Origin of the sequence: Chloroflexus sp. (genome assembly GCF_049970315.1) — a bacterium.
Lineage (GTDB): Bacteria > Chloroflexota > Chloroflexia > Chloroflexales > Chloroflexaceae > Chloroflexus.
In genome coordinates, this window is sequence record NZ_JBMFNE010000003.1 from 111,675 (window position 1) to 133,586 (window position 21,912).

21 protein-coding genes and 1 tRNA gene are annotated in these 21,912 nt (G+C 56.0%); 10 read left to right on the forward strand and 12 right to left on the reverse strand.

From position 1 onward, the window contains the following. Positions 1–13: 13 nt before the first annotated feature. The 5 genes from ACP5OT_RS03035 to ACP5OT_RS03055 all read left to right on the forward strand — a co-directional run bounded on the left by ACP5OT_RS03035 (position 14) and on the right by ACP5OT_RS03055 (position 5,036). Positions 14–1,372 (forward strand): hydroxymethylglutaryl-CoA reductase, degradative, encoded by a 1,359-nt coding sequence (locus ACP5OT_RS03035; RefSeq protein WP_424675063.1) that lies wholly within the window; start codon positions 14–16, stop codon positions 1,370–1,372. A 228-nt stretch (positions 1,373–1,600) separates the two neighbouring features. After that, the gene (locus tag ACP5OT_RS03040) at positions 1,601–2,650 is read left to right on the forward strand and encodes a hydroxymethylglutaryl-CoA synthase (RefSeq protein WP_424675064.1); all 1,050 of its coding nucleotides are present in this window, start codon (positions 1,601–1,603) and stop codon (positions 2,648–2,650) included. Positions 2,651–2,762: 112 nt separating this feature from the next. Continuing rightward, complete coding sequence (locus tag ACP5OT_RS03045) at positions 2,763–3,929, forward strand: thiolase C-terminal domain-containing protein (RefSeq protein WP_424675065.1); 1,167 nt, start codon at positions 2,763–2,765, stop codon at positions 3,927–3,929. Between the two features lie 79 nt (positions 3,930–4,008). Further along, a complete protein-coding gene (locus ACP5OT_RS03050) occupies positions 4,009–4,638 on the forward strand; it encodes a Yip1 family protein (RefSeq protein ID WP_424675066.1) in 630 nt (209 codons plus the stop codon). Next, positions 4,635–5,036: a Zn-ribbon domain-containing OB-fold protein gene (locus tag ACP5OT_RS03055; protein WP_428111181.1), complete on the forward strand. Its 402-nt coding sequence runs from the start codon at positions 4,635–4,637 to the stop codon at positions 5,034–5,036. Before ACP5OT_RS03050 ends, ACP5OT_RS03055 begins: the two co-directional genes overlap by 4 nt. 49 nt (positions 5,037–5,085) lie before the next feature. Here ACP5OT_RS03055 and ACP5OT_RS03060 read toward each other — a convergent pair whose 3' ends face one another. From ACP5OT_RS03060 to ACP5OT_RS03090, 7 genes are all read right to left on the reverse strand, one after another. Further along, complete coding sequence (locus ACP5OT_RS03060; RefSeq protein WP_424675068.1) at positions 5,086–5,499, reverse strand: rhodanese-like domain-containing protein; 414 nt, start codon at positions 5,497–5,499, stop codon at positions 5,086–5,088. Positions 5,500–5,600: 101 nt separating this feature from the next. Further along, positions 5,601–7,367: a SulP family inorganic anion transporter gene (locus tag ACP5OT_RS03065; RefSeq protein WP_424675069.1), complete on the reverse strand. Its 1,767-nt coding sequence runs from the start codon at positions 7,365–7,367 to the stop codon at positions 5,601–5,603. An 11-nt stretch (positions 7,368–7,378) separates the two neighbouring features. Then, positions 7,379–7,873, reverse strand: a complete 495-nt coding sequence (locus ACP5OT_RS03070; RefSeq protein WP_424675070.1) for a protein tyrosine phosphatase family protein — start codon at positions 7,871–7,873, stop codon at positions 7,379–7,381. 62 nt (positions 7,874–7,935) lie between these two features. Then, a complete protein-coding gene (locus ACP5OT_RS03075; RefSeq protein ID WP_424675071.1) occupies positions 7,936–8,301 on the reverse strand; it encodes a rhodanese-like domain-containing protein in 366 nt (121 codons plus the stop codon). Positions 8,302–8,402: 101 nt separating this feature from the next. Next, entirely contained in the window at positions 8,403–8,978 is a 576-nt protein-coding gene (locus ACP5OT_RS03080; RefSeq protein WP_424675072.1) for a DsrE/DsrF/DrsH-like family protein, read from the reverse strand. A 49-nt stretch (positions 8,979–9,027) separates the two neighbouring features. Next, a complete protein-coding gene (locus ACP5OT_RS03085) occupies positions 9,028–9,276 on the reverse strand; it encodes a sulfurtransferase TusA family protein (RefSeq protein ID WP_424675073.1) in 249 nt (82 codons plus the stop codon). Positions 9,277–9,343: 67 nt separating this feature from the next. Continuing rightward, positions 9,344–10,531: an MBL fold metallo-hydrolase gene (locus tag ACP5OT_RS03090; RefSeq protein ID WP_428111185.1), complete on the reverse strand. Its 1,188-nt coding sequence runs from the start codon at positions 10,529–10,531 to the stop codon at positions 9,344–9,346. A gap of 199 nt (positions 10,532–10,730) precedes the next feature. Between ACP5OT_RS03090 and ACP5OT_RS03095 the strand changes: the two genes are divergently transcribed. Further along, complete coding sequence (locus ACP5OT_RS03095) at positions 10,731–11,327, forward strand: peroxiredoxin family protein (RefSeq protein ID WP_428131291.1); 597 nt, start codon at positions 10,731–10,733, stop codon at positions 11,325–11,327. 1,068 nt (positions 11,328–12,395) lie between these two features. On the opposite strand, the gene ACP5OT_RS03100 is transcribed toward ACP5OT_RS03095, so the two are convergent. The 4 genes from ACP5OT_RS03100 to ACP5OT_RS03115 all read right to left on the reverse strand — a co-directional run bounded on the left by ACP5OT_RS03100 (position 12,396) and on the right by ACP5OT_RS03115 (position 16,586). Continuing rightward, positions 12,396–13,658 (reverse strand): Nramp family divalent metal transporter, encoded by a 1,263-nt coding sequence (locus ACP5OT_RS03100; RefSeq protein WP_428131293.1) that lies wholly within the window; start codon positions 13,656–13,658, stop codon positions 12,396–12,398. A 670-nt stretch (positions 13,659–14,328) separates the two neighbouring features. After that, a tRNA-Arg gene (locus ACP5OT_RS03105) sits at positions 14,329–14,404 on the reverse strand. A gap of 129 nt (positions 14,405–14,533) precedes the next feature. Then, the gene (locus tag ACP5OT_RS03110; RefSeq protein WP_428111188.1) at positions 14,534–15,748 is read right to left on the reverse strand and encodes an anion transporter; all 1,215 of its coding nucleotides are present in this window, start codon (positions 15,746–15,748) and stop codon (positions 14,534–14,536) included. A gap of 73 nt (positions 15,749–15,821) precedes the next feature. After that, the gene (locus tag ACP5OT_RS03115) at positions 15,822–16,586 is read right to left on the reverse strand and encodes an IclR family transcriptional regulator (RefSeq protein ID WP_424675078.1); all 765 of its coding nucleotides are present in this window, start codon (positions 16,584–16,586) and stop codon (positions 15,822–15,824) included. 577 nt (positions 16,587–17,163) lie between these two features. On the opposite strand from ACP5OT_RS03115, the gene ACP5OT_RS03120 reads away from it, so the two are divergent. From ACP5OT_RS03120 to ACP5OT_RS03135, 4 genes are all read left to right on the forward strand, one after another. After that, positions 17,164–17,703, forward strand: coding sequence for an acyltransferase (locus ACP5OT_RS03120; protein WP_424675645.1), 540 nt, complete (start codon positions 17,164–17,166; stop codon positions 17,701–17,703). Between the two features lie 97 nt (positions 17,704–17,800). Next, the gene (locus ACP5OT_RS03125) at positions 17,801–18,673 is read left to right on the forward strand and encodes a three-Cys-motif partner protein TcmP (protein ID WP_424675644.1); all 873 of its coding nucleotides are present in this window, start codon (positions 17,801–17,803) and stop codon (positions 18,671–18,673) included. Between the two features lie 69 nt (positions 18,674–18,742). Beyond that, positions 18,743–19,492, forward strand: coding sequence for a DUF5131 family protein (locus tag ACP5OT_RS03130; protein WP_428111191.1), 750 nt, complete (start codon positions 18,743–18,745; stop codon positions 19,490–19,492). 186 nt (positions 19,493–19,678) lie between these two features. Beyond that, complete coding sequence (locus tag ACP5OT_RS03135) at positions 19,679–20,326, forward strand: DUF1405 domain-containing protein (protein ID WP_424675642.1); 648 nt, start codon at positions 19,679–19,681, stop codon at positions 20,324–20,326. Between the two features lie 12 nt (positions 20,327–20,338). Here ACP5OT_RS03135 and ACP5OT_RS03140 read toward each other — a convergent pair whose 3' ends face one another. Further along, on the reverse strand, positions 20,339–21,802 hold the full coding sequence (locus ACP5OT_RS03140; RefSeq protein ID WP_424675647.1) for an o-succinylbenzoate--CoA ligase: 1,464 nt from the start codon (positions 21,800–21,802) through the stop codon (positions 20,339–20,341). Positions 21,803–21,912 lie beyond the last annotated feature (110 nt).

Here is a 21,912-nt window from a genome sequence, read left to right on the forward strand (position 1 = left end):
AACGATAGCGAAAATGAATACGGTCTCAGATGAAGGGAGGAGTCCTCGTATGGGGACCAAGAATTCTCGTCTACAAGGTTTTTACCAACTGAATCCATTCGAGCGCCTACAGATGGTTAAATCATTTGATGGGTTAGTTGACGAAGACCTGCGTGCACTCCACGGTGGTCAGGGTGGCGCTCTGACCCTCGAGCGCGCCGACAAAATGATCGAAAATGTCGTTGGCACGTATAATCTGCCTCTCGGCATTGCGACCAACTTCCGCATCAACGGACGCGACTATTTGATACCGATGGTGGTAGAAGAGCCGTCAATTGTCGCCGGCGCGAGCTACGCCGCCCGTATGGTGCGCGATGGTGGTGGGTTCGAGACCAGCAGCACCGAACCGTTAATGATCGGGCAAGTGCAGTTGGTCAATATCACCGACCCCGAACAGGCTCGTGCGACCATCCTTGCCCGCAAGGACGAGATTTTGGCGCTGGCCAACGCGCAGAGCCGATCGCTGGTTGCGCTTGGTGGCGGTGCGCGCGATGTTGAAGTACGCTTCTTCCCCACCAGCCCGATGGGTCCGATGTTGGTCGTCCACCTTATCGTTGATTGCCGCGACGCAATGGGCGCCAACGCAGTGAACACGATGGCCGAAGCGGTAGCACCGCTATTAGCCGACATGACCGGCGGTAAGGTCTATCTACGCATCCTCTCGAATTTGACCGATCGGCGGTTGGCCCGTGCCCGCTGCGTCGTACCGGCGGCCTCCTTGGCCCGCGATGGTCTCAGTGGCGAGGAGGTGGTGGAAGGCATTCTCTGGGCCTACGCCTTTGCAGCAGTTGACCCATACCGGGCTGCAACCCACAATAAAGGCATTATGAACGGTATCGATCCGATCCTGGTTGCTACCGGTAACGACTGGCGTGCAGTGGAAGCCGGTGCGCATGCCTACGCCAGCCGTAACGGTCGTTACACCTCGCTCTCGCACTGGGAGCGTGATGAGAAGGGAAATCTGGTCGGCACCCTCGAAATGCCACTCTCGGTTGGTATTGTCGGCGGTGCAACTAAAGTGCATCCCACGGCCCAAGCGGCGTTGAAGTTGCTTGGAGTACGTAGCGCCAACGAGCTGGCTGAAGTGTGTGTCGCTGCCGGCTTGGCCAATAACCTCGCAGCAATGCGAGCATTGGCGTGTGAGGGTATTCAGCAGGGCCATATGAGCTTGCATGCCCGTCAAATTGCACTGGCTGCCGGTGCCACCGGTACGTTGGTCGATGAAGTCGCGCGCCGGATGGTTGCCGAGCGCAATATCAAGCCAGCACGCGCCGAAGAGATTATTGCCGAACTCGAAGGACGGCAACACACCGGCAATCCCGCCAACAACTGATCTTACTGCCTCTGGCGGCCTGTTTGCTGCTGAAGCAGGCCGCCGTTCACTGTCACTGTTGACAGACTAGCGCGCAATGTCGATTGCCGCACGGGGGTGGTGTTTATTTGCTCAACCAAGCTAACCCTGCGGTATCGCTCATGATCCACTCGCCACCGTGTTGGCGAGGATAGATGCTGCTTTCTTGCACTCCTGGAGCGCCCAATTCTAACCTTAGGAGCATTGGTCATGATGAAACCCAACCAACCTACCGGCATTATCGGCTATGGCGTGTACATCCCACGTTACCGGATCGCAGCGCGCGAAATTGCTCGGATCTGGACAGACGGTCAGAATGGCGTCCCCGTGGAGGCAAAGAGCGTTCCCGGCCCCGATGAAGACACGATTACGATGGCAATTGAAGCGGCGCGTAATGCGCTGGCGCGCGCCGACATTCCGGCTAGCGCACTCGGTGCGGTCTGGATCGGGAGCGAAAGCCATCCCTACAGCGTGAAACCATCGGGGACGGTAGTAGCCGACGCACTCGGCGCCGGGCCATGGGTGAGCGCCGCCGACTGGGAATTCGCATGTAAGGCCGGCTCCGAAGCGCTGACCGCGGCGATGGCATTGGTCGGCAGTGGGATGCAGCGCTACGCCCTGGCGATCGGCGCCGACACTGCCCAGGGTCGTCCCGGTGATGCGCTGGAATACACTGCTTCCGCCGGCGCAGCAGCGTTGATCGTTGGCCCTGCTACCGAAGCGTTGGCGACCATCGATGCAACCGTTTCGTATGTCACCGATACCCCTGACTTCTACCGCCGTGCCGACCGACCGTACCCGGTACACGGCAACCGCTTCACCGGCGAGCCGGCGTACTTCCACCAGATTCAATCGGCAGCCTCTGAATTATTACGTCAACTCAACCGCACTGCTGCCGACTTTACCTATGCCGTCTTCCATCAACCGAACGCGAAATTTCCACAGACGGTTGCCAAACGACTTGGCTTCACCGATGCCCAAATCGCGCCGGGATTGCTCAGCCCACAGATCGGCAATACCTATTCGGGCGCCGCACTGCTCGGCCTGTGTGCCATTCTCGATGTCGCCAAACCGGGCGATACCATTTTCGTAACGAGCTACGGTAGTGGGGCCGGTTCCGACGCTTATGCGCTCACCGTTACCGAAGCGATTGTGGAGCGACGCGAGCGAGCGCCATTGACGGCAGCGTACCTCGCCCGTAAGGTGATGATCGATTACGCAGTGTATGCGAAATGGCGCGGTAAGTTGGTGATGGGCTAGGGAACGTTCGCGGTGGTTGATGCGTAAATGCAACATCGCGTATTACGCCGGCAATACCATCCGTCCGATAACGTTGTGGTGCGAGAAAACAACCATCCATCGAGGAGTCGTTATGACGAACGTCTATATTGCAGGTATGGGAGCGACTGCGGTTGGCGAGCACTACCGGCGCAGCCTCGCCGATCTCGTCAGTGAAGCAGCTCGTGCCGCACTATCCAGCGCACCGGGATTCGCTCCCCATCAGATCGGTGCCCTCTATGTCGGCAGTGCCTACAGTGAAGAGCTGTATGGGCAGAGCCAACTCGGCGCATATCTCGCCGGTGTACTGGGCCTCTCCACCTCCATCCCCGCACTCCGCGTCGAAGCTGCCGGCGCGAGTGGCGGATTAGCCCTCTACCAGGCAATCCAAGCAGTACAACACGGCGTGCCCTTAGCACTAGTCATCGGTGTCGAAAAGGTCACCGATCAGCTCGAAGACGATATCGAGGCCGCACAAGCAATGGCAAGCGACGGCGATGAAGAGGCGTTACACGGCATCACCTTGACGGCACAGTGGGCAATGCTGATGCGTCGCTACATGTACGAATACGGCTATAGCGCTGAAGCGTTCGCGCCGTTCCCGATCAATGCCCATGCCAACGGCGCCCAAAATCCGCTTGCCCTTTACCGTTTTCCCATTGACCCTAACAAATATCGCAAAGCGGCGATGGTTGCATCACCGATCAACCTGCTCGATTGCAGTACCCTTGCCGATGGCGCAGCAGCCCTTCTGATCGTGAACGAGACGTTGGCCCGCGAATTAACCGGGCCATGCATTCGTATTGCCGGGTCGGCTGTTGCTACCGACACGGTTGCCCTTCATCGCCGACGTAACCCGCTCGAACTAACCGCCGCGCGGGCCAGTGCGCACATTGCCCTTGCTCGTGCTCATCTCAGTGTGGGTGAGGTGGATGTGTGGGAACTCAGCGACCCGCATGGGATTGCAGCGACTCTTGCGCTCGAAGCGATTGGGTGCTACGAACCAGGTACAACCCCACGCCACGCCGCCGAAGGAGCGATTACACCGACTGGTAAGACACCCATTGCCACGGCCGGCGGCTATAAAGCGCGCGGTGACGTAGGTGGAGCAAATGGAATCTATCAGGTGATCGAGCTTGCCCATCAACTCTGTGGTACGGCCGGAGCGACCCAAGTTGCTGATGCACGGGTTGGGTTAGCTCAAACACTCGGTGGCATCGGGGCGACGGTAGTGAGCCATGTCCTGATTCGCGAATCGTAAGTGTACCCCTTTACGGCGGTAGTTGCGTGCTGTACAATAAGGCTGCTCCCGCCTGTGTCTATATTGAAGGAGTACACGTATGTTTCAGGAAATGGTCAATGGCAGTATCGCCGTCCTAACCAAACCGTCGGCCCAAACGTTCGAACAGCATGAGCGAGATAATCTGGTCTGGGCGTTGATCTACGCGGTTATTGCCAGCATGATCAACGGTATCCTGGCGGCGATAACATGGCCCCTCCGTGTGGGAGGCATTCGCGCGCAACTTGAGGCACAAGGACTGGCAAGCGACGTTATCGATGCAACGCTCGCCCAACAAGGGAATGTTATCAGTCTTGTGCTTGGTGGTATTTTTGGTACTATCATCGGCTCGTTAGTTGTTTGGGGCCTGATCTACCTGCTCGGACGAGCCTTTGGTGGTACTGGCAACTTTGGCGAGCTGGCGTGGGACATTTCGCTCTTTTCGTCACCTTTAGCAGTAGGGCAGGCGATCGCGAATGCAATCCCCTTCATTGGTTTCATCATTTCGCTCGGTCTTACGGTATACGGCGTCTATTTGACGTACTTAGCTATTCAGTCGGGCATGAATCTGCCCGCCCAGAAAGCTCTCTACGTTGCCATTATTTTGTTCGTCATCGGTATCATATTTACTTGTGTGACGACAGGATTATTAGCCGTCGTTACGATCTTGAGTGGGGGTTTTGCGCCATGAATATTGCACGACACTGGCGAGAACGCATAAGCCGTTACCGACTGGAAGGACAACGCCATCGCCATACCGGCGAAGTGCGCTTTCCAGCCCAACCGCCGACCCTTGATGAAGACCCTAACGATTGGGAGCCATATCAGTTAAGCGGGCGCGGGGAGATTTATAGCTTCAGCGTGATCCGCCAAGCGCCTTCGGGATACGAAAGCCTCGGTATCTATCCGGTGGCTCTGGTGCGGTTAGAAGAAGGCCCTCTGGTGACGGCACAATTAACCGACTGTGACGAAGCCGACCTCGCCATCGGGATGCCGGTCGAGATGGTCACCCGCCGGCTGATGGATACCGGCGAGGACGGGGTACTGGTATACGGTTATAAATTCCGCCCCTGCTTACGCTCATCCTAGCACTGCGTGATCGTATAGCGCTGCACAACTGTGCGGCGCTTCGACGGTTTTACGGGCCGACCACCATCGGGTAACCGGCTGCGGCCCATGCCCGCATTCCACCGGCAACGTTGATCGCCTCAAATTCATGCGATCGCAACAGATCACACGCTGCCGCACTCCGATTCCCCGACCGACAGATGCAAACAATCGGTTTGTCGGTCGGTAGTTCGCTCAAACGCTGTTCCAACTCTTGGAGCGGGATAAGCGTTGATTGGGCGATCCGGCCATCTTGGACAAATTCCTGCGGCGTGCGCACATCGAGAAGGAAGAAGTTTTCTTGCCGGTCTAGCATTGTTTTCAAGCGGGCAACGTTGATCTCAGCCGGCAACTTTGTGGCCGGCGATGTGGTTGTTGCCGCTGTGCCACAAGCAGTGAGGATAATGGTTGTCATCAGCAAGAGAGCTAATACAAAGCGTTGCATAGTTGTTATCCTTATTCTCAAGGGCGATTGGGCAGGAACACAACGAAGCTGTGTCCCTACCCACTGCCAGAGGCCATCCCCCAACGACAACAGAGAGTCTATCAATCTCGGCACCCCAACGCCAGCATCGCCGTGTGCGTTGTCAGGTGGATGTGATCTTGCCCGATCTTATCGAGCAATTCCGACTGCTTGAGCCGATCCATAACCGGTCCTTTAATATCGGCCAGATGAAACTCGACACCGGCATCGCGCAGACTATCGATTAAGCTATCGAGCGTATGCAAAGCGCTCGAGTCGATGAAATTAATGGCCGAACCGATCAACACCAAATGCTTCACCTCAGGTCGTTCAGCCACAATCTGCAATAACGCCTGCTCGAGATAGCGTGTATTGGCGAAATAGAGGCTCTCATCAACGCGGACGGCCACTACGTGTGGCCATGTCTTGACCGGATGACGCGCGACATTGCGGTAGACTTCACTATCCCCCAGCCGACCAACGATGGCGATATGCGGACGACTCGTGCGCCAGAGGTAGAGGACTAACGCCGAAGCGACGCCGGCAAAGATACCGGTCTCAATCCCAAGAGCCAGCACCGCCACAAACGTAATAAGCCACGTAAAGGCATCCCCGTGATTAGTGCGCCAGATCCGCTGCGGCTCGTGCAGATCAACCAGCCCGATGACTGCTACGATCACGGTCGCGGCTAACACTGCCTGCGGTAGGTAGTAAAAGACCGGAGTAAAGAAGAGCAGAATCAGTGCAATCATGGCGGCAGTGATCAACGATGCCAAACCGGTGATCGCACCGGCCTGAGCATTGACCACTGAGCGCGCAAAACCACCCGTCACCGGATAACCGCTGAAGAAGCTGGCCGCAATATTGGCAGCCCCAAGCGCAACCAACTCCTGATCGGGATCAATTGCCTGGCGACGCTTACTGGCCAATGCCTTAGCGACGGCTATTGACTCAACCACACTGACCAACACAATTGTGAGGGCTGTCGGCAGTAAGGCTTGCGCGTCGGCCATAGTTAGGGCCGGTGAGCTAATCGGCGATAGACCGGGAGGGATCGTGCCTACAACCGCGACACCGGCAATTTGATCGAGGCGGAATATTTGCGCCACGAGAATACCAAGAATCACCGCCAACAGTGGCGCACCACTCACGATCAAGGTGACAGCTAACGGTGATAAGCCAGCCCGTCGCAATAACGGACGCAGCCCCTGCCGAAAGAAGAGTAACAAACCAATACTTGCCAAACCGATCGCCAACGTGGCAACATTGGTCTGGCTCAGACCGGCGATTGCTTGCGCGATTGTTTCGTGGAAATGTTCACCACCGATCCGATAGCCGAGAATATATTTCAACTGGCCGACGGCAATGATTAAGGCCGAGGCACTGGTAAAGGCCGCCAATACGGGGTGCGAGATGAAATTGAGAATCACACCCAGCCGCAGCACGCCAAGCAGCAGCTTGATCGCGCCAACCATAAAGGCTAGCAAAAGTACCAACTGAAAATAGCGCTCAGTACCCGGTACAGCCAACGCACTCACCCCGTTGAATACGAGGAGTGACGTAATTGCGACCGGACCTACCGAAAGTTGACCTGAGGTACCGAGGAGGGCGTAGACAATCAGTGGCGCGACCGATGCGTACAGACCAACCTGCGGTGGAAGACCGGCTAACTGTGCGTAAGCCATGCTCTGCGGAATGAGCATAATGGCGGTAACGATCCCCGCCACTATGTCGCTCGGCAGATGCTCGAGCCGATAGGTACGTAACCAGTTCAGGAATGGCAGGTAGCGTGTAATCATCACTAGCAACGCTGCCTGCACTCCCGGTTGGCGCGCAGAAACGGGTATCATACCCTCTCCCTTTACCCCTGCATGCTGCTCCGCTCAAAGAAATCGTCGGCGCAGAACTCAAAGGTTGCCATTGCATCGTCATCGTAGCCGGCGGCGCGTAGTTCGGCCTCGGCCTGTTCGCGCGTCCAACCCTGATGCACGATCCGATAGAGCATCCAAATCAGACCGACGCGGGTGGCACTGCGGCAATGAAACACCAGCTTGCCGGTTTCCGGAGCTTCGACAATCCGAGCAAACTCGGCCAGATGCTCCGGCTCCAGTTCGTAGGCTGGCCATGGTGCGTGAATGTAGTGTAAACCGGCAGCACGAGCGTTAGCTGCTTGCACGGCTGCCCGTTCGGGATCACTGCGAATATTCAAGACGGTTTTGTAACCCGCCGCCACAAAGCGTTGCCAGTCTTCTGGCTGTGGCTGCGCTGCCAGCAATACCCGATCGGTAACAGCATAGCTGCGCAGCGGTGCGATCTCGGTTTGGTGCTGCAAGGCATTGCAAAGTTGATTCTGCATAGGTTTTGATTCTCCCGTACATCGCAACGCTCTGCCCAACCGGGTAGAGCGCTGCGATTCGCTTACTGACGATGAACCGGATAGCCGGACCGCTGCCACGCGATCATCCCACCAACCACATTCGTCACGTTGGTGAAGCCGTGGCGTTGGAGCATTTCACAAGCCACCTGGCTGCGATTACCCGACCGGCAAATGCACACAATTGGTTGATCTTTCGGCAATTCGTTCATGCGCGTTGCCAACATTGGCAGCGGCAGCAAACGTGCGCCGGCCACATGCCCATCGTAGGCAAACTCTTCCGGCTGGCGCACATCAACCAGCACGATCGGTTCACGTGAGTCCAATTTCGCTTTTAACTCTTGCACCGTCATGGTGCCAATTTGGTTAGTTTGTGTCTCACGCGGATTGCGAAACAGTTGTCGAAACATAGTATCATTATCCTTTTACAAGAAAGGACGGCGCGCTCTTTGTTGCTCCCTGATCGCGCCGTCGTCGATCAACCTTACTATTGGGTCTATGTCGGCTCTTTTTAAATGAACAACGTCACTTTCGAGCGAGCAGCATCGCCAAGGAACGTTGCGACACCGCCGGTCTCCAAGCCTTCAACCAGCTCTTCATCCTTGATACCGAGTAATTCGCGCGACATGTCGCAGACGACCATGCGCACGCCCAATTCACGAGCCATCGCAAACAATTCTTCCGGCGACGCAACATCGTGCTTCTTCATCAGGTTGCGGATGATCTGCGCACCGGCCCCGAAGAAGTTCATCTGCGATAGACCCAGCTCACCCAGCTTGCCAGGGAGCATTGCCGTGAAGCCTTGCTCAAGCAGGTTCTTTCCGCTAAAGACCTTCTGTTTCTTAACTGCACTGATGCCCCAGAAGGTGAAGAACATACTCACTTCGAGACCCATCGAGGCAGCACCGGTGGCGATGATGAACGCAGCAATTGCCTTGTCCAAATCGCCGGAGAAGACGACCATTGCCAGCCGATCTTCAATCCCCTGCGCTGGTGATTGCTCAAGTGCAGCGACGCGTTGCTCAAGTTCGGCGATCCGGGCGAGCAGGGCTTGCGTATCAACAATTTCCGTCATCGGTGTTGTCATTGCTTTTCCTTCCTTACGTTGTTGTTTCACCTGCCGGAGCAACTCGATCCTAGGCCGTGCGACGCAGGTAGTGAATGTACAGCTCCTGTCCGTTCTCTTGCACCGTTTCCTGTGCAACCAGCTCAACGTTCTTGGCCGTCTTCACCCAACCCTGAAAATCGGCTACCGAACCACGGTCGGTCGATATTACCTGCAACACCTTACCGACCGGCAATTCGGCAATTGCCTTGCGGCTCTTGACCAACGGCATTGGGCACTTCGCCCCCTTAACATCGAGTGTTTGATCAAACTGTGGCATAAAGGTCTCCTCCTTGTATCCTTCGGCGGTAGCAGCTCAGACTACCGCCATCGCTAGCTCTATCCTATCACTTTTCGCCGGACAATGCACAGATATTCTTGCCCAATTCTAGTTCACTCGCTTTGCCATCGCAGGCTTCTACCAGACCGATGTTCACCCGCTTGATCTCAACGTATTCCGGTGGGAAAACCGGCAGGTGGCTGAGCACGAAGCTCGTGAACTCTTCCAGCGTGCGCGGCTTGAGGCTATCATTCTGTGCCAGTACCTGCTTGTACGGCGCAGCAAAGATACCGTTGCCGGCATCCTCCTCAAGGGTGCTGAAGTGGGCCGGTAGGATCATTGTGTCGTCGGTCAGATGACGTGGCAGCCACTCGAACATGCTGCGGTAGAGGATGGGCGTCCACGCTTCACCCTTGCCGCCGAGGTCGGGGCGACCAAACGAGCGCAAGAAGATACCGTCACCGGTGAACAGATAGCGACCGCCGTCCAGCGTCTCGGCAAGGAAGTTGACCTGACCGAGGGTGTGACCTGGATACCAGATTGTCGTGATCCGCACCTGACCGATCTGGAAGACCTGCCCATCACGCAACGGCTCATAGGCAATCACCGCCGGCAGCATATCGATGGGGTGGATGGCATCGTAGGGATGGATGTAGTACGGCGCACCGGTTTCCTTCGACAACGCAGGACCACCACTGATGTGGTCGGCATGGACGTGCGTGTCGAGAATGGTTGTCAACTTCGCACCAGCGCCTTCGATCAGCTCACGGTAGACATTGGTATGGCGGAGCGGGTCGATTAACGCGGCCTGCCCATCGCTGATAATTGCGAAGCTCAAGTCGCCACGGGCAGGGCGGGCAATCTGCACAATCCGACCCCAAGTGGCGCTCACCACATCGCGCACATCGTAATAGTTCCCCCAACCGATTGTCCCGTCTGTCACCGAGACGGCACGGTAGCCGTGATTATTCAGGATTTCAGCGACGTACTGCGACGAACCACCCTTGGCACAGATAACGATAACCTCTTCAACATCGTTTGGCATACGAGCCAACGCCGCCTCTTCGTCTTCAATAAAATCGTAGTAGGGCAGATTGAGGGTGCGCAGCGTCGCATGCCCCTCGATCGGCATACGCTTGAACTCGTCCTCGTTACGCACGTCGAGAATGAACAACGGTTGTGCGCTCAACAAGCGGGCATACAGTTCGCGGGGAGAAATTTCAGTAACAGTCGATTGATCCTGCGTGAACGTCATTGCTTATCAACCCTTTCTGCATTTTTGTGAACCACAGCACTAATTTCAGGTTCGCTTGTAGCATACACCGCAAGCGTTAGAGTCATACGAGGGTTTTGTAAGGGTTTGGTAAGGAAAAGAGGTATTTCGCAATGACCTGTCAATAACGGCAAAATCAGGGTATACTGAACAGAAAGACCATTATTACGAAGGAGGTCATATGGTGCGGCCAATTGTGCCTTTAACCGATAAATTCATCAACGAGTTGGTTCGCCCACGCGGTCCGGCCAATGTTCCGGCTGTGGGCAGTGAAGCCCCCGACTTTACCCTGCCCTATGCCCAATTTCTCAGCGGCCCGCCTGAAGACCGTGTAGAATACGGACGGACGATAACCCTGAGCGCACTGCGCGGCCGACCGGTGGTACTGAACCTGACCCGGATTTTCAGCGAGCGGGTCTTCTGCCCCAATTGCGCTCCTCACCTTGCCGCGCTCCGCACGCAGTACAGCGAATTTTCCCGCCGGAATGTGCATTTGCTGGTGGTCAGCAGCACCGATCTCGAAACTACCAGCTATGTCGCCGAGGTGTTACGCGCGCCTTTCCCCATTCTCAGCGATCCCGATTGGAAGGTCTTTACCGGTTACGGTATGGGCTCAGCATTCGGCGCCCCTCTCCCCGGGGTCTTCATTGTTGACGCACAGGGTATCATTCGCTGGAGCTGGGTTGCACCGTTTTCGCCGATCTTCTCGCCTCCGCCTATCGAGGAGCTGACTGCTGTGCTTGATAGCATCGGGGCAACCCCAACCACAACTGCTTAGCTTCGCCAAAGACTACGACTATTCACGCCCGTATTCCGCTCACCGCTATATGGCAACAGGCGTCCATTCGCCCACACAGTTCGACCACGGTGCCGTTGGTGGTGAGCACGGGTTCCGTTGGTACCTGCTGATCGTGTACCGCAATGTGATCGACTACTCAATATCCATAAGTTGCAACGTAAACTCTGTACCTGTAGCAGTCGCCCTCAATATATCAACATTAAGTTCACGCACAGCAACAGTTTGATCAGCATTGAATCGTTCTCAACTGAACGTGCTTGAAGTTCCTTCCCTGAGATCGGACCTCGCACCGGATCGTTCGAGCATGTGGGCATCGAGAACTTTGTCAAGAACTGCTTTTACTTTGCGGATCGAAATAGCGACCTGTCACCGATTTTGATTGCAGATTGCTGGGGCAATCCATCAAGACCGAGCGTCACTTTGCACACATCTCAATATCGCTACGCCGTGTTCCCAGATGCATTGCACAAACAGCGAGTATAGCGCCATAGGTATGCGCTAATCAACAATACGGCTGATGTGATTTATTTACCAAAACGAAAAACACTTCCCCTGTCCGCTCCGAACTAGAATGCGGACACACATAAAGTGGAGCGAAGAAGGGAAAAATGTGGAGGCACGTAATGCAGTTCACGCAAGCTGTATCCGCCTCATAAAACCGGATCGACGATCACTCCCGCGAAACTCAAGCCTGCCCGATGAAAGCATTCCTGTGAGCGGTATTACTCTGAACAGAGCCAGCAGTATCGCTATGACTCTGTACAGTTACTGCTCACAGATGCCGCCGTTACAACCCCGCCGTACCTGCGGACTATCGGTTGATTAGCGGTATATACACGTCACGCCGATTACCGATGGTGAAACTCGTTGCATAGGATGTGGCCAGCGCATTGCCGGCTGCATCCTTCACACCAGTTGTTACCAATTGTTACAGTCATGTGATAAACGGCTGCCGGCACAAACCGTCAGCTTGGGCAAGGAAGGTAACTTGTACGTGCACAACCCAACCGGCACGATCGCGCTGCTCTTCCTCAACGCCGATAGCACCTACTGCACAATGAGCGCCACATTGAGCAGAATGATAACCGCCGTGATCACACCGGCAAGGATCGTCGTCACCCAATGATTGCGCAGACTGCCCATCAAACGGCGTTGGCCGGTAAACCAGACCAGCGGGATCAACGCAAAGGGTAGCGCAAAGCTTAGCGCTACCTGGCTCAACACCAGCGCTTTGGTCGGATCGATACCGAGCGCAATCACCAGCAAGGCCGGCGCCATCGTAATCACCCGCCGCAACCAGAGCGGTACTTCCCATTGTAAAAAGCCTTGCATAATCGCTTGACCGGCTAATGTACCCACCGCCGAAGAAGAAATCCCGGCCACCAGCAGGGCAATCCCAAAGATCAGGCTCGCCGCCGAACCGAGTAACGGCGTTAGACTCTGGTAAGCCCCTTCAATGGTGGCTACATCGTGGAAGCCATGACGATGAAAGGCCGTCGCGGCCATGATCAACATCGCCGCATTGACAAGATCGGCAATACTGAGGGCGATGGCAATATCGATTAACTCATAGCGGTAAATGGTGCGACGTTCGGCGTCGGTGTGGCCGATAATCCGCCGTTGGGTGAGCGCCGAGTGGAGAAAGATCGCATGTGGCATCACCGTCGCTCCGAGAATGCCTGCCGCAAGGAGCAAACTATCACTCCCGGCTAGTTGGGGAACAACGGCGTGAAAACTAACGTCAGCCCAATCAGGACGACCTAACACGAGTTCAGCCACATAACAACCGGCAACGACGGCCAGTAACGCTGTAATCACTACTTCCAGATGACGAAACCCACGGCGTTCCAAGCTGATGATCAACCACGTGATCACAGCCGTGAGCAAGCCACCCCAGAGCAGCGGTAAGCCAAACAGCAACTGAAAGCCGATTGCGGCCCCAATAAACTCGGCAAGATCGGTTGCCATGGCCGCCAGTTCGCTCACTCCCCACATGAGCCATACTACCGGCATAGGGAAGTGTTCACGGGCTAGTTCGGCTAAACTATGGCCGGTAGCGATGCCGATCTTCGCAGCGAGCGCTTGGATCAGCATGGCCGATAGGTTGCTGGCAACGACTACCCACAACAGCATCGTGCCGAACCGAGCACCTGCTTGCACGGCGGTAGCAATATTGCCCGGATCAATATACGCAATCGACGCCACAAAGGCCGGCCCCAGAAAGGGTAGTAGCCGGAGTAACGAGCGGTGACGAGGCTGCGGTACGGCCAGTGTATCGCTAGATTGGCTCGCGTAGGTGAGCGATTCCATATCGCTAAGCTCCCGGCAATCGGTTTTGCACACAGTGAGGTGATCACAAATCTATCTTTAGGATTACCTAAATTCTATATCGATTGTACCTCAATAAAGTTGATCAGTCAAGTATCATGTAATCAGAGGCCTAACTTTGTCATTGCGAGCCGCGCTGCGTGCGGCGAAGCAATCCCTTCCGAGCATGGAACGCACCCTCTGAAGTGCGGCAGTTTCACTGTCGCATCCACGAATGCCCCCACTCAGCGATCGCATCCGCCTGAGCGGGAGATTGCTTCGGACGCTCCGCGCCCTCGCAATGACAACATAACACGCCTCCCCCACTCCTACCTTATGGCGGGGGTACATTTCTACCGTAGAGGACGCGGAGGATCATCCCCATCCCAACCCATCTTTGCGTACTCTGCGTCCTGCGCGCCTTTGCGTTATGCGTCCTGCGCGCCTTTGCGTTATGCGTCTTGCGCGCCTTTGCGTTATGCGTCCTGCGCGCCTTTGCGTTATGCGTCCTGCGCGCCTTTGCTCGCTTTACGCCTCTGTAGCGCACCTCTGCCGCGTTAGTGAGAGAGGGGCTGGCGTGAGGGTAAAACAGCGCATCCCAAAGCCATGAAGGTTTTGTCCGCCGTTGAATACCAAAAAGGCGAGAGTCATCTGACCCTCGCCCTTTCGGATCTGGCGCCCCCGGCGCGACTCGAACGCGCGACACGCAGTTTAGGAAACTGCTGCTCTATCCCCTGAGCTACGAGGGCAGGGCTGGTCCGAGTCTACCATACTCTGCAAGGCTGTGCAAGACATCGCTCTGCCCTTACACCAACATCAAACTCACCGCTACGGTGAGTATCTTTGCCATTGCCTACCCCCCGGCTATCGTCCTCCACTTACACCAACATCAAACTCACCGCTACGGTGAGTATAGTCACCGGCAAGCCAACCTTTAAGTAGGCACCAAAGGTTACCCGTACCCCCCAGCGCGCTGCCAGCTCGGCCATAATCAGGTTTGCCACCGAACCGAGTAGGGTCAAATTGCCGGCCAACGTGGCGGTCGCGGCCAGCGTTAGCCAGGCCCGCTGCTGATCGGCAAAGGCCGGGATTAAGCCTTGCAACAGTAACACTGCTGGTACGTTGCTGATCAAGTTCGAGAGTATGACCGACACCAACCCGAACGGCACCATCCCGGCTTGGGCGAGCGGGGCCAAGGCCGTGAAGAGTTCTGCGGTCCAGCCTTGAGTTTCGAGGGCGTGGGTGACGACGAAGAGACCGGCAAAGAAGGTCAAGAGACTCCAGTCAATGGTCTTGTAGACCCGTTCGGGGCGCAGGCGGCGGGTAGCGAGCAACGCACCGGCAGCAACAAACGCTGCGAGCGGGACCGGTACGCCAACCAGAAACGCGATCAGCATCAGGACGATCACAACACCGGCTTTGCGTAACAATGGTCGGTAGACCCGCGTGTGTAAGACGTTAGGCGCCACCAATGCCACGCTCCGAAATTCGTCACGGTAGATCAGCACGACGATCACCCAGCAGATCACTAGCCCGATCAGTGCGGTCGGTGTGAGCGCAGCGGCGAAGTCGAGATAGGAAATCTTCGAGGCACTACCAATGATGATGTTCTGCGGATTACCGGTGATGGTCGCCGTCGAGCCGATATTTGCCGCAACTGCCAACCCGATCAAGTAGGGCACCGGGTTACGTCGCAGCGTGCGGGTAACATCAAGCACAATCGGCGTCATCATTAACACAATCGTGTCGTTGAGAAACAGTGCCGAAAGCACCCCACTCGCGCCGATGACCAGCGCCAACAATGAGCGCGGGCCACGGGCGAATTGCACTACACGCTGGGTAATAACCCCAAAAAAACCGCTCAGAAAGAGACTGCCGTTGATCACCATCATGCTAAACAGCAACAAGATGGTGTCGAAATCAATCGCCGCATACGCTTCTTCCAACGACATCGCGCCGATGCCAAGCAGCAGTGCAGCACCGATCAGGGTAATCGTAGTACGGTCAGCGCGCAGCAATGGCCAGCGCCCTACCGCAACACCGAAAATCGTCGCAGCGACGATCAAGAGAGCAAAAAGAGGTACGATCATCATCTACAAGTGTTTGAATATTGGCAGAATAAGTACTAATACTTGCTTCACCATCCGGTAGTTGCTGAGCGCAGGTTTACTTATCAGCGTGATAGCCTAACTGCCGACTACATACCAATGCTGCCTCACGCACCCGTGGCCCCAACGCTTCGGCCCGTGCCCGGTCAAGACGGGTTGAGGGTCCTGATAAGCTGATCGCTCCGACTACCTGCCCACGACGGTCGAAGATCGGTGCAGCGACACAACATACCCCCTCTTCGCGCTCCTCGTCATCTAAGGCAAAACCGCGCTCACGCGCCAACGCGAGTTCGGCCCGCAACCGGTCACGGTCGGTAATGGTTTTGTTCGTCCACCGCTCAAAGTGGTCCCTGGCCAGATACCGTTCGAGTTCGGCAGCCGGCAGCGCCGCTAAGATCGCTTTGCCACCTCCGGTACAGTACAACGGCGCACGCTGCCCTACTTCGGTGAACATACGCACCAGATGCGGGCTTGGGATCTGTTCTTGATAGACTGCCGCATCGCCCTGCCGGATAATCAAATTACTGGTTTCACCGGTTTCGGCGGTGAGTTTAGCTAATTCGGCCCGCGCAATGCGGATCAAGTCGAAGCGACGGCTCTGAGCAGCACGAGCAGCAATTTCGAGGAGACGTGGCCCTGGACCGTACCGCCGTGTGGTTGGCTCTTGCGTCACATACCCTCTCGCTGCTAAACTGGAAAGCAAGCGATGCACGGTCGCTAACGGGAGATCGAGCTGCTCACTCAATTCCGAGACACTTAGATCATCATCGGCTTGCGCTAGTGCCTCTAAGACATCAAATGCGCGATCGATTGACTGTATCATACCCATTCCAAAATTCAAAAAAGTTTTCCATGTCTAGTGTAACACTTTCACGGCGATAGTCTGTAGAATATTTGCGCCCTCGCCAACGACAGCACCTCGTTTTTCTGCCGAATGTTCGGCGAGGTGTGATGATCGCGGTGCATCCCATCGCGTCGGGGCGACCCGGCGGTTCGCCCACAATGGTCGGGTCACGGCATGCCGTGACCCTACATGTGCCCCCACCCCACAACAACGCAACCCACCCGTTGGGGCACGGCGCTGCCGTGCCCATCCTGCCTCCACCGGTGATACAATGGCATTAGTGTCACATTCGTGGTACGTAGTTGATTTTGCCAAAGCGAGGTGATCGAGATACTTATACGGCGCTAACGTCACACAACGTGCGTAAGAGAGGTTCGCAATGTGTAGACAAACGTCCTTAAGCGCAATGCCCGACGGTTGATACATACTGTTTCAGTACCACGTCGTTGTGTGGTGTCGGCACAAACGTAGGCGCCGTTGTCGGTTGGCGATACGCTTCAGCTCATGACATCACGCTACATCTGCACGCTCAACCTGAACTTTATCTAATCACATTATGAATGCCGACCTCAAACCAACGTCTACCGACGGCCTTGGCTCTACAGCCGAACGTAAGGCACGGCTGCGCAGCACGACCTTGCCCGGCCCCTATAACGCACTCTGGTATTTTCCCCAATTGGCCGGAGGCTACCCACGCATTATCCGCAATGCCGCGCTGATCCAACTTGCACGGTACACGCCGATCATGCCGCTCAAAAATGCGATCTACCGCATGCTCGGCGTCAAGGTGGCCCCTCATGCAAGTGTTGGCTTGATGGTAATGTTCGACATCTTCTTCCCCGAAGATATTACCCTCGGCGAAAACTGCGTGATCGGGTACAATACTACCATCTTATGCCACGAAGTTACCCGCCGTGAATGGAAACGCGGCCCGGTTGTGATCGGCCCTGATGTGACAATTGGTGCGAATTGCACCATTTTGCCGGGCGTGATCATTGGCGCCGGCGCTACCGTCTCGGCGATGAGTTTGGTCAATCGCGATGTGCCGCCGGGTGCTTTCGTCGGTGGTGTCCCCATCCGACGGTTGGATCGGTGAACGAGCGAGATATCACATGCCCTCCGCCCTGTCATTCAACGGTAACAACAGCGATGTAGACGATACCCACTCTGTTTGGAGGCAAAGGAGCACCACGATGACGCTGCCCCATAACTTTGGTGGTCCCTGGACACAAAAGAAACTTGAAGCACTTCGGAAGTATTTACAGGCTTACATACAGATTTTTACAAAGAACGAAAAAGCAAAATACTTTACAACAGTTTATGTGGATGCATTTGCCGGAATCGGCTACCGAACAATTACCGATAAAGACGAGCAATCCTTGTTCAAGGACCTTCAAGAAGAGGACAATCAACAGTTTTTGAAAGGAAGTGCCCGCATTGCGTTAGAACTTGATCCACCGTTTCAACGGTACGTCTTTATCGAGAAAGACCCCCATCATGTTACCGAGTTACAACGACAATGTGCCCATTTCCCTGACCGTAACCTTAAGATTTTACCGGGTGATGCCGGCAAGATACTGCCTCAATGGATTGAGCAGACTGATTGGCGTAAAACCCGAGCTGTGGTTTTTCTCGATCCGTATGGAATGCAAGTGGAATGGTCCCTGATCGAAGCTATTGCCTCTACCCAGGCGATTGATCTATGGCTTCTCTTCCCCCTCGGAATGGCTGTAAACCGTTTACTCACCCGTGACCGTCCTCCACCACGAGAGTGGCAGCAGAAGTTAGATCGGTTCTTTGGCACCTCCGACTGGTTTGAACGCTTTTATAAGGTTCAGTTTGACCTGTTCGGGGACGCACATGTGAGCAAACAAGTGTCTTGGCGCGAGATAAGCGAATTTTTTAACGAGCGCTTACAAGGGCTTTTTCCCGCGGTAGCTAAACCGCGCGTTCTCGCCAATTCGCTTGGCAACCCGCTCTACCTACTGTGTTTTGCTGCCGGCAATCAAAAAGGGGGACGAATAGCGTTAAAGATTGCCAATCACATCTTAGAACACCTGAACTAAACACATGTGCTATACTGTACCTCAGTACTGTAGAATGTCCTCTTCCACCGTGCCAACCGGAGTTGACCTATGGCTCGCACCAGTATCGAATGGACCGAAGTAACGTGGAATCCGCTTACCGGTTGTACCAAGATCAGCCCTGGATGTAAGCATTGTTATGCCGAACGGATGGCAAGGCGGTTGCAGGCAATGGGCGTGCCGAAATATCGCAACGGGTTTCGGCTGACGCTGCACCCCACCGTCCTCACCGAACCATTACACTGGCGGACACCACGGATGATTTTCGTCAATTCGATGAGCGATCTCTTTCACCAAGATGTCCCACCGGATTTTATTTGCGCGGTGTTCGCTGTGATGCGTCAAGCCCATTGGCATACGTTTCAGGTCTTGACCAAACGCGCCGAGCGACTCCGTGCGCTCGATGCGCTGCTTGATTGGCCGCCAAACGTGTGGATGGGAGTCAGTGTGGAACGTGTCGACTACATCGCACGGATCGACGACCTGCGTGCGACGGGGGCAGCCATCAAGTTTGTGTCGTGTGAGCCGTTGTTAGGTCCGTTACCACAGCTCCCGCTCGATGGCATCGACTGGGTGATCGTCGGTGGCGAATCGGGGCCGGGAGCGCGACCGATGGATCCGGCATGGGTGCGCGATATTCGCGATCAGTGCCTCGCCGCCGATGTGCCCTTTTTCTTTAAACAATGGGGTGGTCCGCGGAAAGATCGCACCGGACGTCTGCTCGATGGTCGCACATGGGACGCGATGCCGGGTGGGGTCGCCACAACAAATATGCTTACTGTTGAACCTGTTGACCGGTAACCCTGTCTTGTCACCGTTGTTCATCTTCAGAGTAGGTCTACAACGACACCGACGGGCGGTAGTATTGATGCGGCCCATGCACGCTCGCACGTTTCGGCTATAATACAGTCATTATTCTGTGGCACTCACAGGTTAACCGGCAAACGTCACGTTACAGCTACGCAGTCATCAGAACGAAGGATTCGTATGCGCTACATTCGCCCATTTATCGACTGGATATATACATTCATTACCGGCCACCTGTTCATTTTCTGGACATGCATGGCCCTCAATCTGTTTGGCGTCGTGTGGGGCGGGATTGTCTGGTATGGGCCAATGCTGGTCTCCTCGCCACCATGGGCATGGATCTTCATTCCCGATTGCCCGGCAGCCGCCCTCTACGCCACCATCGCGTTTATCCTGATCCGCTATGGCCGCGCCGTGCAGTGGTTCACCGCCTTCGCCGCTTTCGCCTGCATCAAATACGGCCTGTGGACACTTGCCTTCTGGTCACGCCACTGGCTCGGCGCCGGTACAGTCGAACCGCTTGAGCTGATGTTGTTCGTATCACACATTGGCTTGACGTGTGAGGGAATACTCCTTGCAACCCGTATCGGACGGCTTGGTATGACCGCGCGCGCCGCAGTTGCGGCCTTCTTCAGCCTATCGATTTTCGTTGATTACGGCCTTGGGTATCACCCGCCACTGACGTGGGTGGTGACGCCGGCATTCGCAATGTGGACGGCAGTTATTCTGACCAGTGTGCTCGGTTTCTGGCTAACCCGACCATCGGTGATAGTGGCCCAGCAGATTGAGGCGCGAGGACTTCAGTTCGAGAAAGGGATGCAAGACTAAGACAGCTATCCCTCAGACGGTAACACCACGCTCCAGCAGCCACTCCCGGAGTTGGTGACGACGCAGTTTGCCTGCCGCGGTACGCGGCAGCTCATCGACAAACACAATGGTGCGCGGTACCTTATAACCGGCGAGACGTTCACGACAGTGGGCTATCAGTCCCTCAGCAGTGACCGGGAAGCGCACAACGACAGCGGCTACCGGACGCTGGCCCCACTCCGGGTCGGGCACCCCAACCACTCCCACTTCGACCACGGCTGGGTGACTGAGGAGCGCAGCTTCAACTTCGGCGGGATAAATGTTCTCACCACCGGTAATAATCAAGTCGCTGCGCCGGTCAACCACATAGAGATAGCCATCAGCATCGAGATAGCCCATATCGCCGGTATGGAACCATTCATCAGGCCGACGCGATGGCATCCCCAGATACCCCGGTGATAGTGTTGGTCCACGCAAGCAAATTTCTCCAACTTCTCCTGACGCAGCCTCGCTCCCATCCGATCTAACGATCCGCAATTCAACCGGGAACAACGGCTTACCCGCCGACCCGAGTCGTTGCAAGGCTTCGGCAGGGGCAAGCGTCGCCGCTTGCGAGGCCGCTTCGGTCATGCCATAGGTCTGCGTCACCGGGATCCCACGCGCTGCGCATTGTTCGAGCAACGCGAGCGGGGCGGGGCCGCCGCCGAGCAAGACGCAGCGCACATGAGCGGGAAACGGTGCGGAATCAACTGCGAGCAATCGTTGGAGCATCACGGCGACGAGTGAGACAATCGTGATATGCTGCTCGGCAAGATCGCGCTTAACCAACGCCGGATCGAACCGCTCATGCAACACGACCGGTATGCCATAGATGACACCACGCAGCAATATACTCAACCCACCAACGTGGAAAAGCGGTAGCACCGCCAGCCAACGGTCGTCGTCGTGCAGGCCAAGGTTGAGCATCGAGCCGACTGCATTCCACCAATGGTTGCCGGCGGTTAGAATCGCACCCTTCGGCTGCCCGGTCGTGCCCGAAGTGTAGATGATCGTATGCGGAGCCGCGAGATCGATTAGCGGAGCCGGTGAAGGCGAAACGGTTGTTGCTACCGGTGTCGTCAGCTCCTCAAGGGTAACAATTGGCGCACCATGCGCTGCTGCGCGTGCATCGGCTAAGAGTTCAGCTTCGGCAATCAGTAACGACGGCGCGCTGTCGCGCACTTGAAAGGCTAGCTCAGCGGCGGTAAGCCGGGTATTGAGTAGCACCAGCGTCACGCCCGCCCGCGGCGCGGCATGCACCACCGCCGCATACGCCAACCGGTTACGGGCCAGCAAAGCTACCCGCGACCCGACCGGTACCCTTTGGCGCAACCGATCTGCCACCACACTGACCCAGCGATCAAGCTCGGCAAATGTATAGGTCGCTTCAGCGCCGATCAACGCTGGATGGTGTGGTCGAAGTAGCGACTGCCGGGCCAACCAGTCGGGAAGATACATCGTTGCCCATTCCAACTTCTCTGACAGGGGCACTGACAGGTCCCCCTCCATGGGTACCCTTCTTCATGCGCTCTGCGTTCTTTGCGCCTTTGCGTTAACACCCTTGCGTC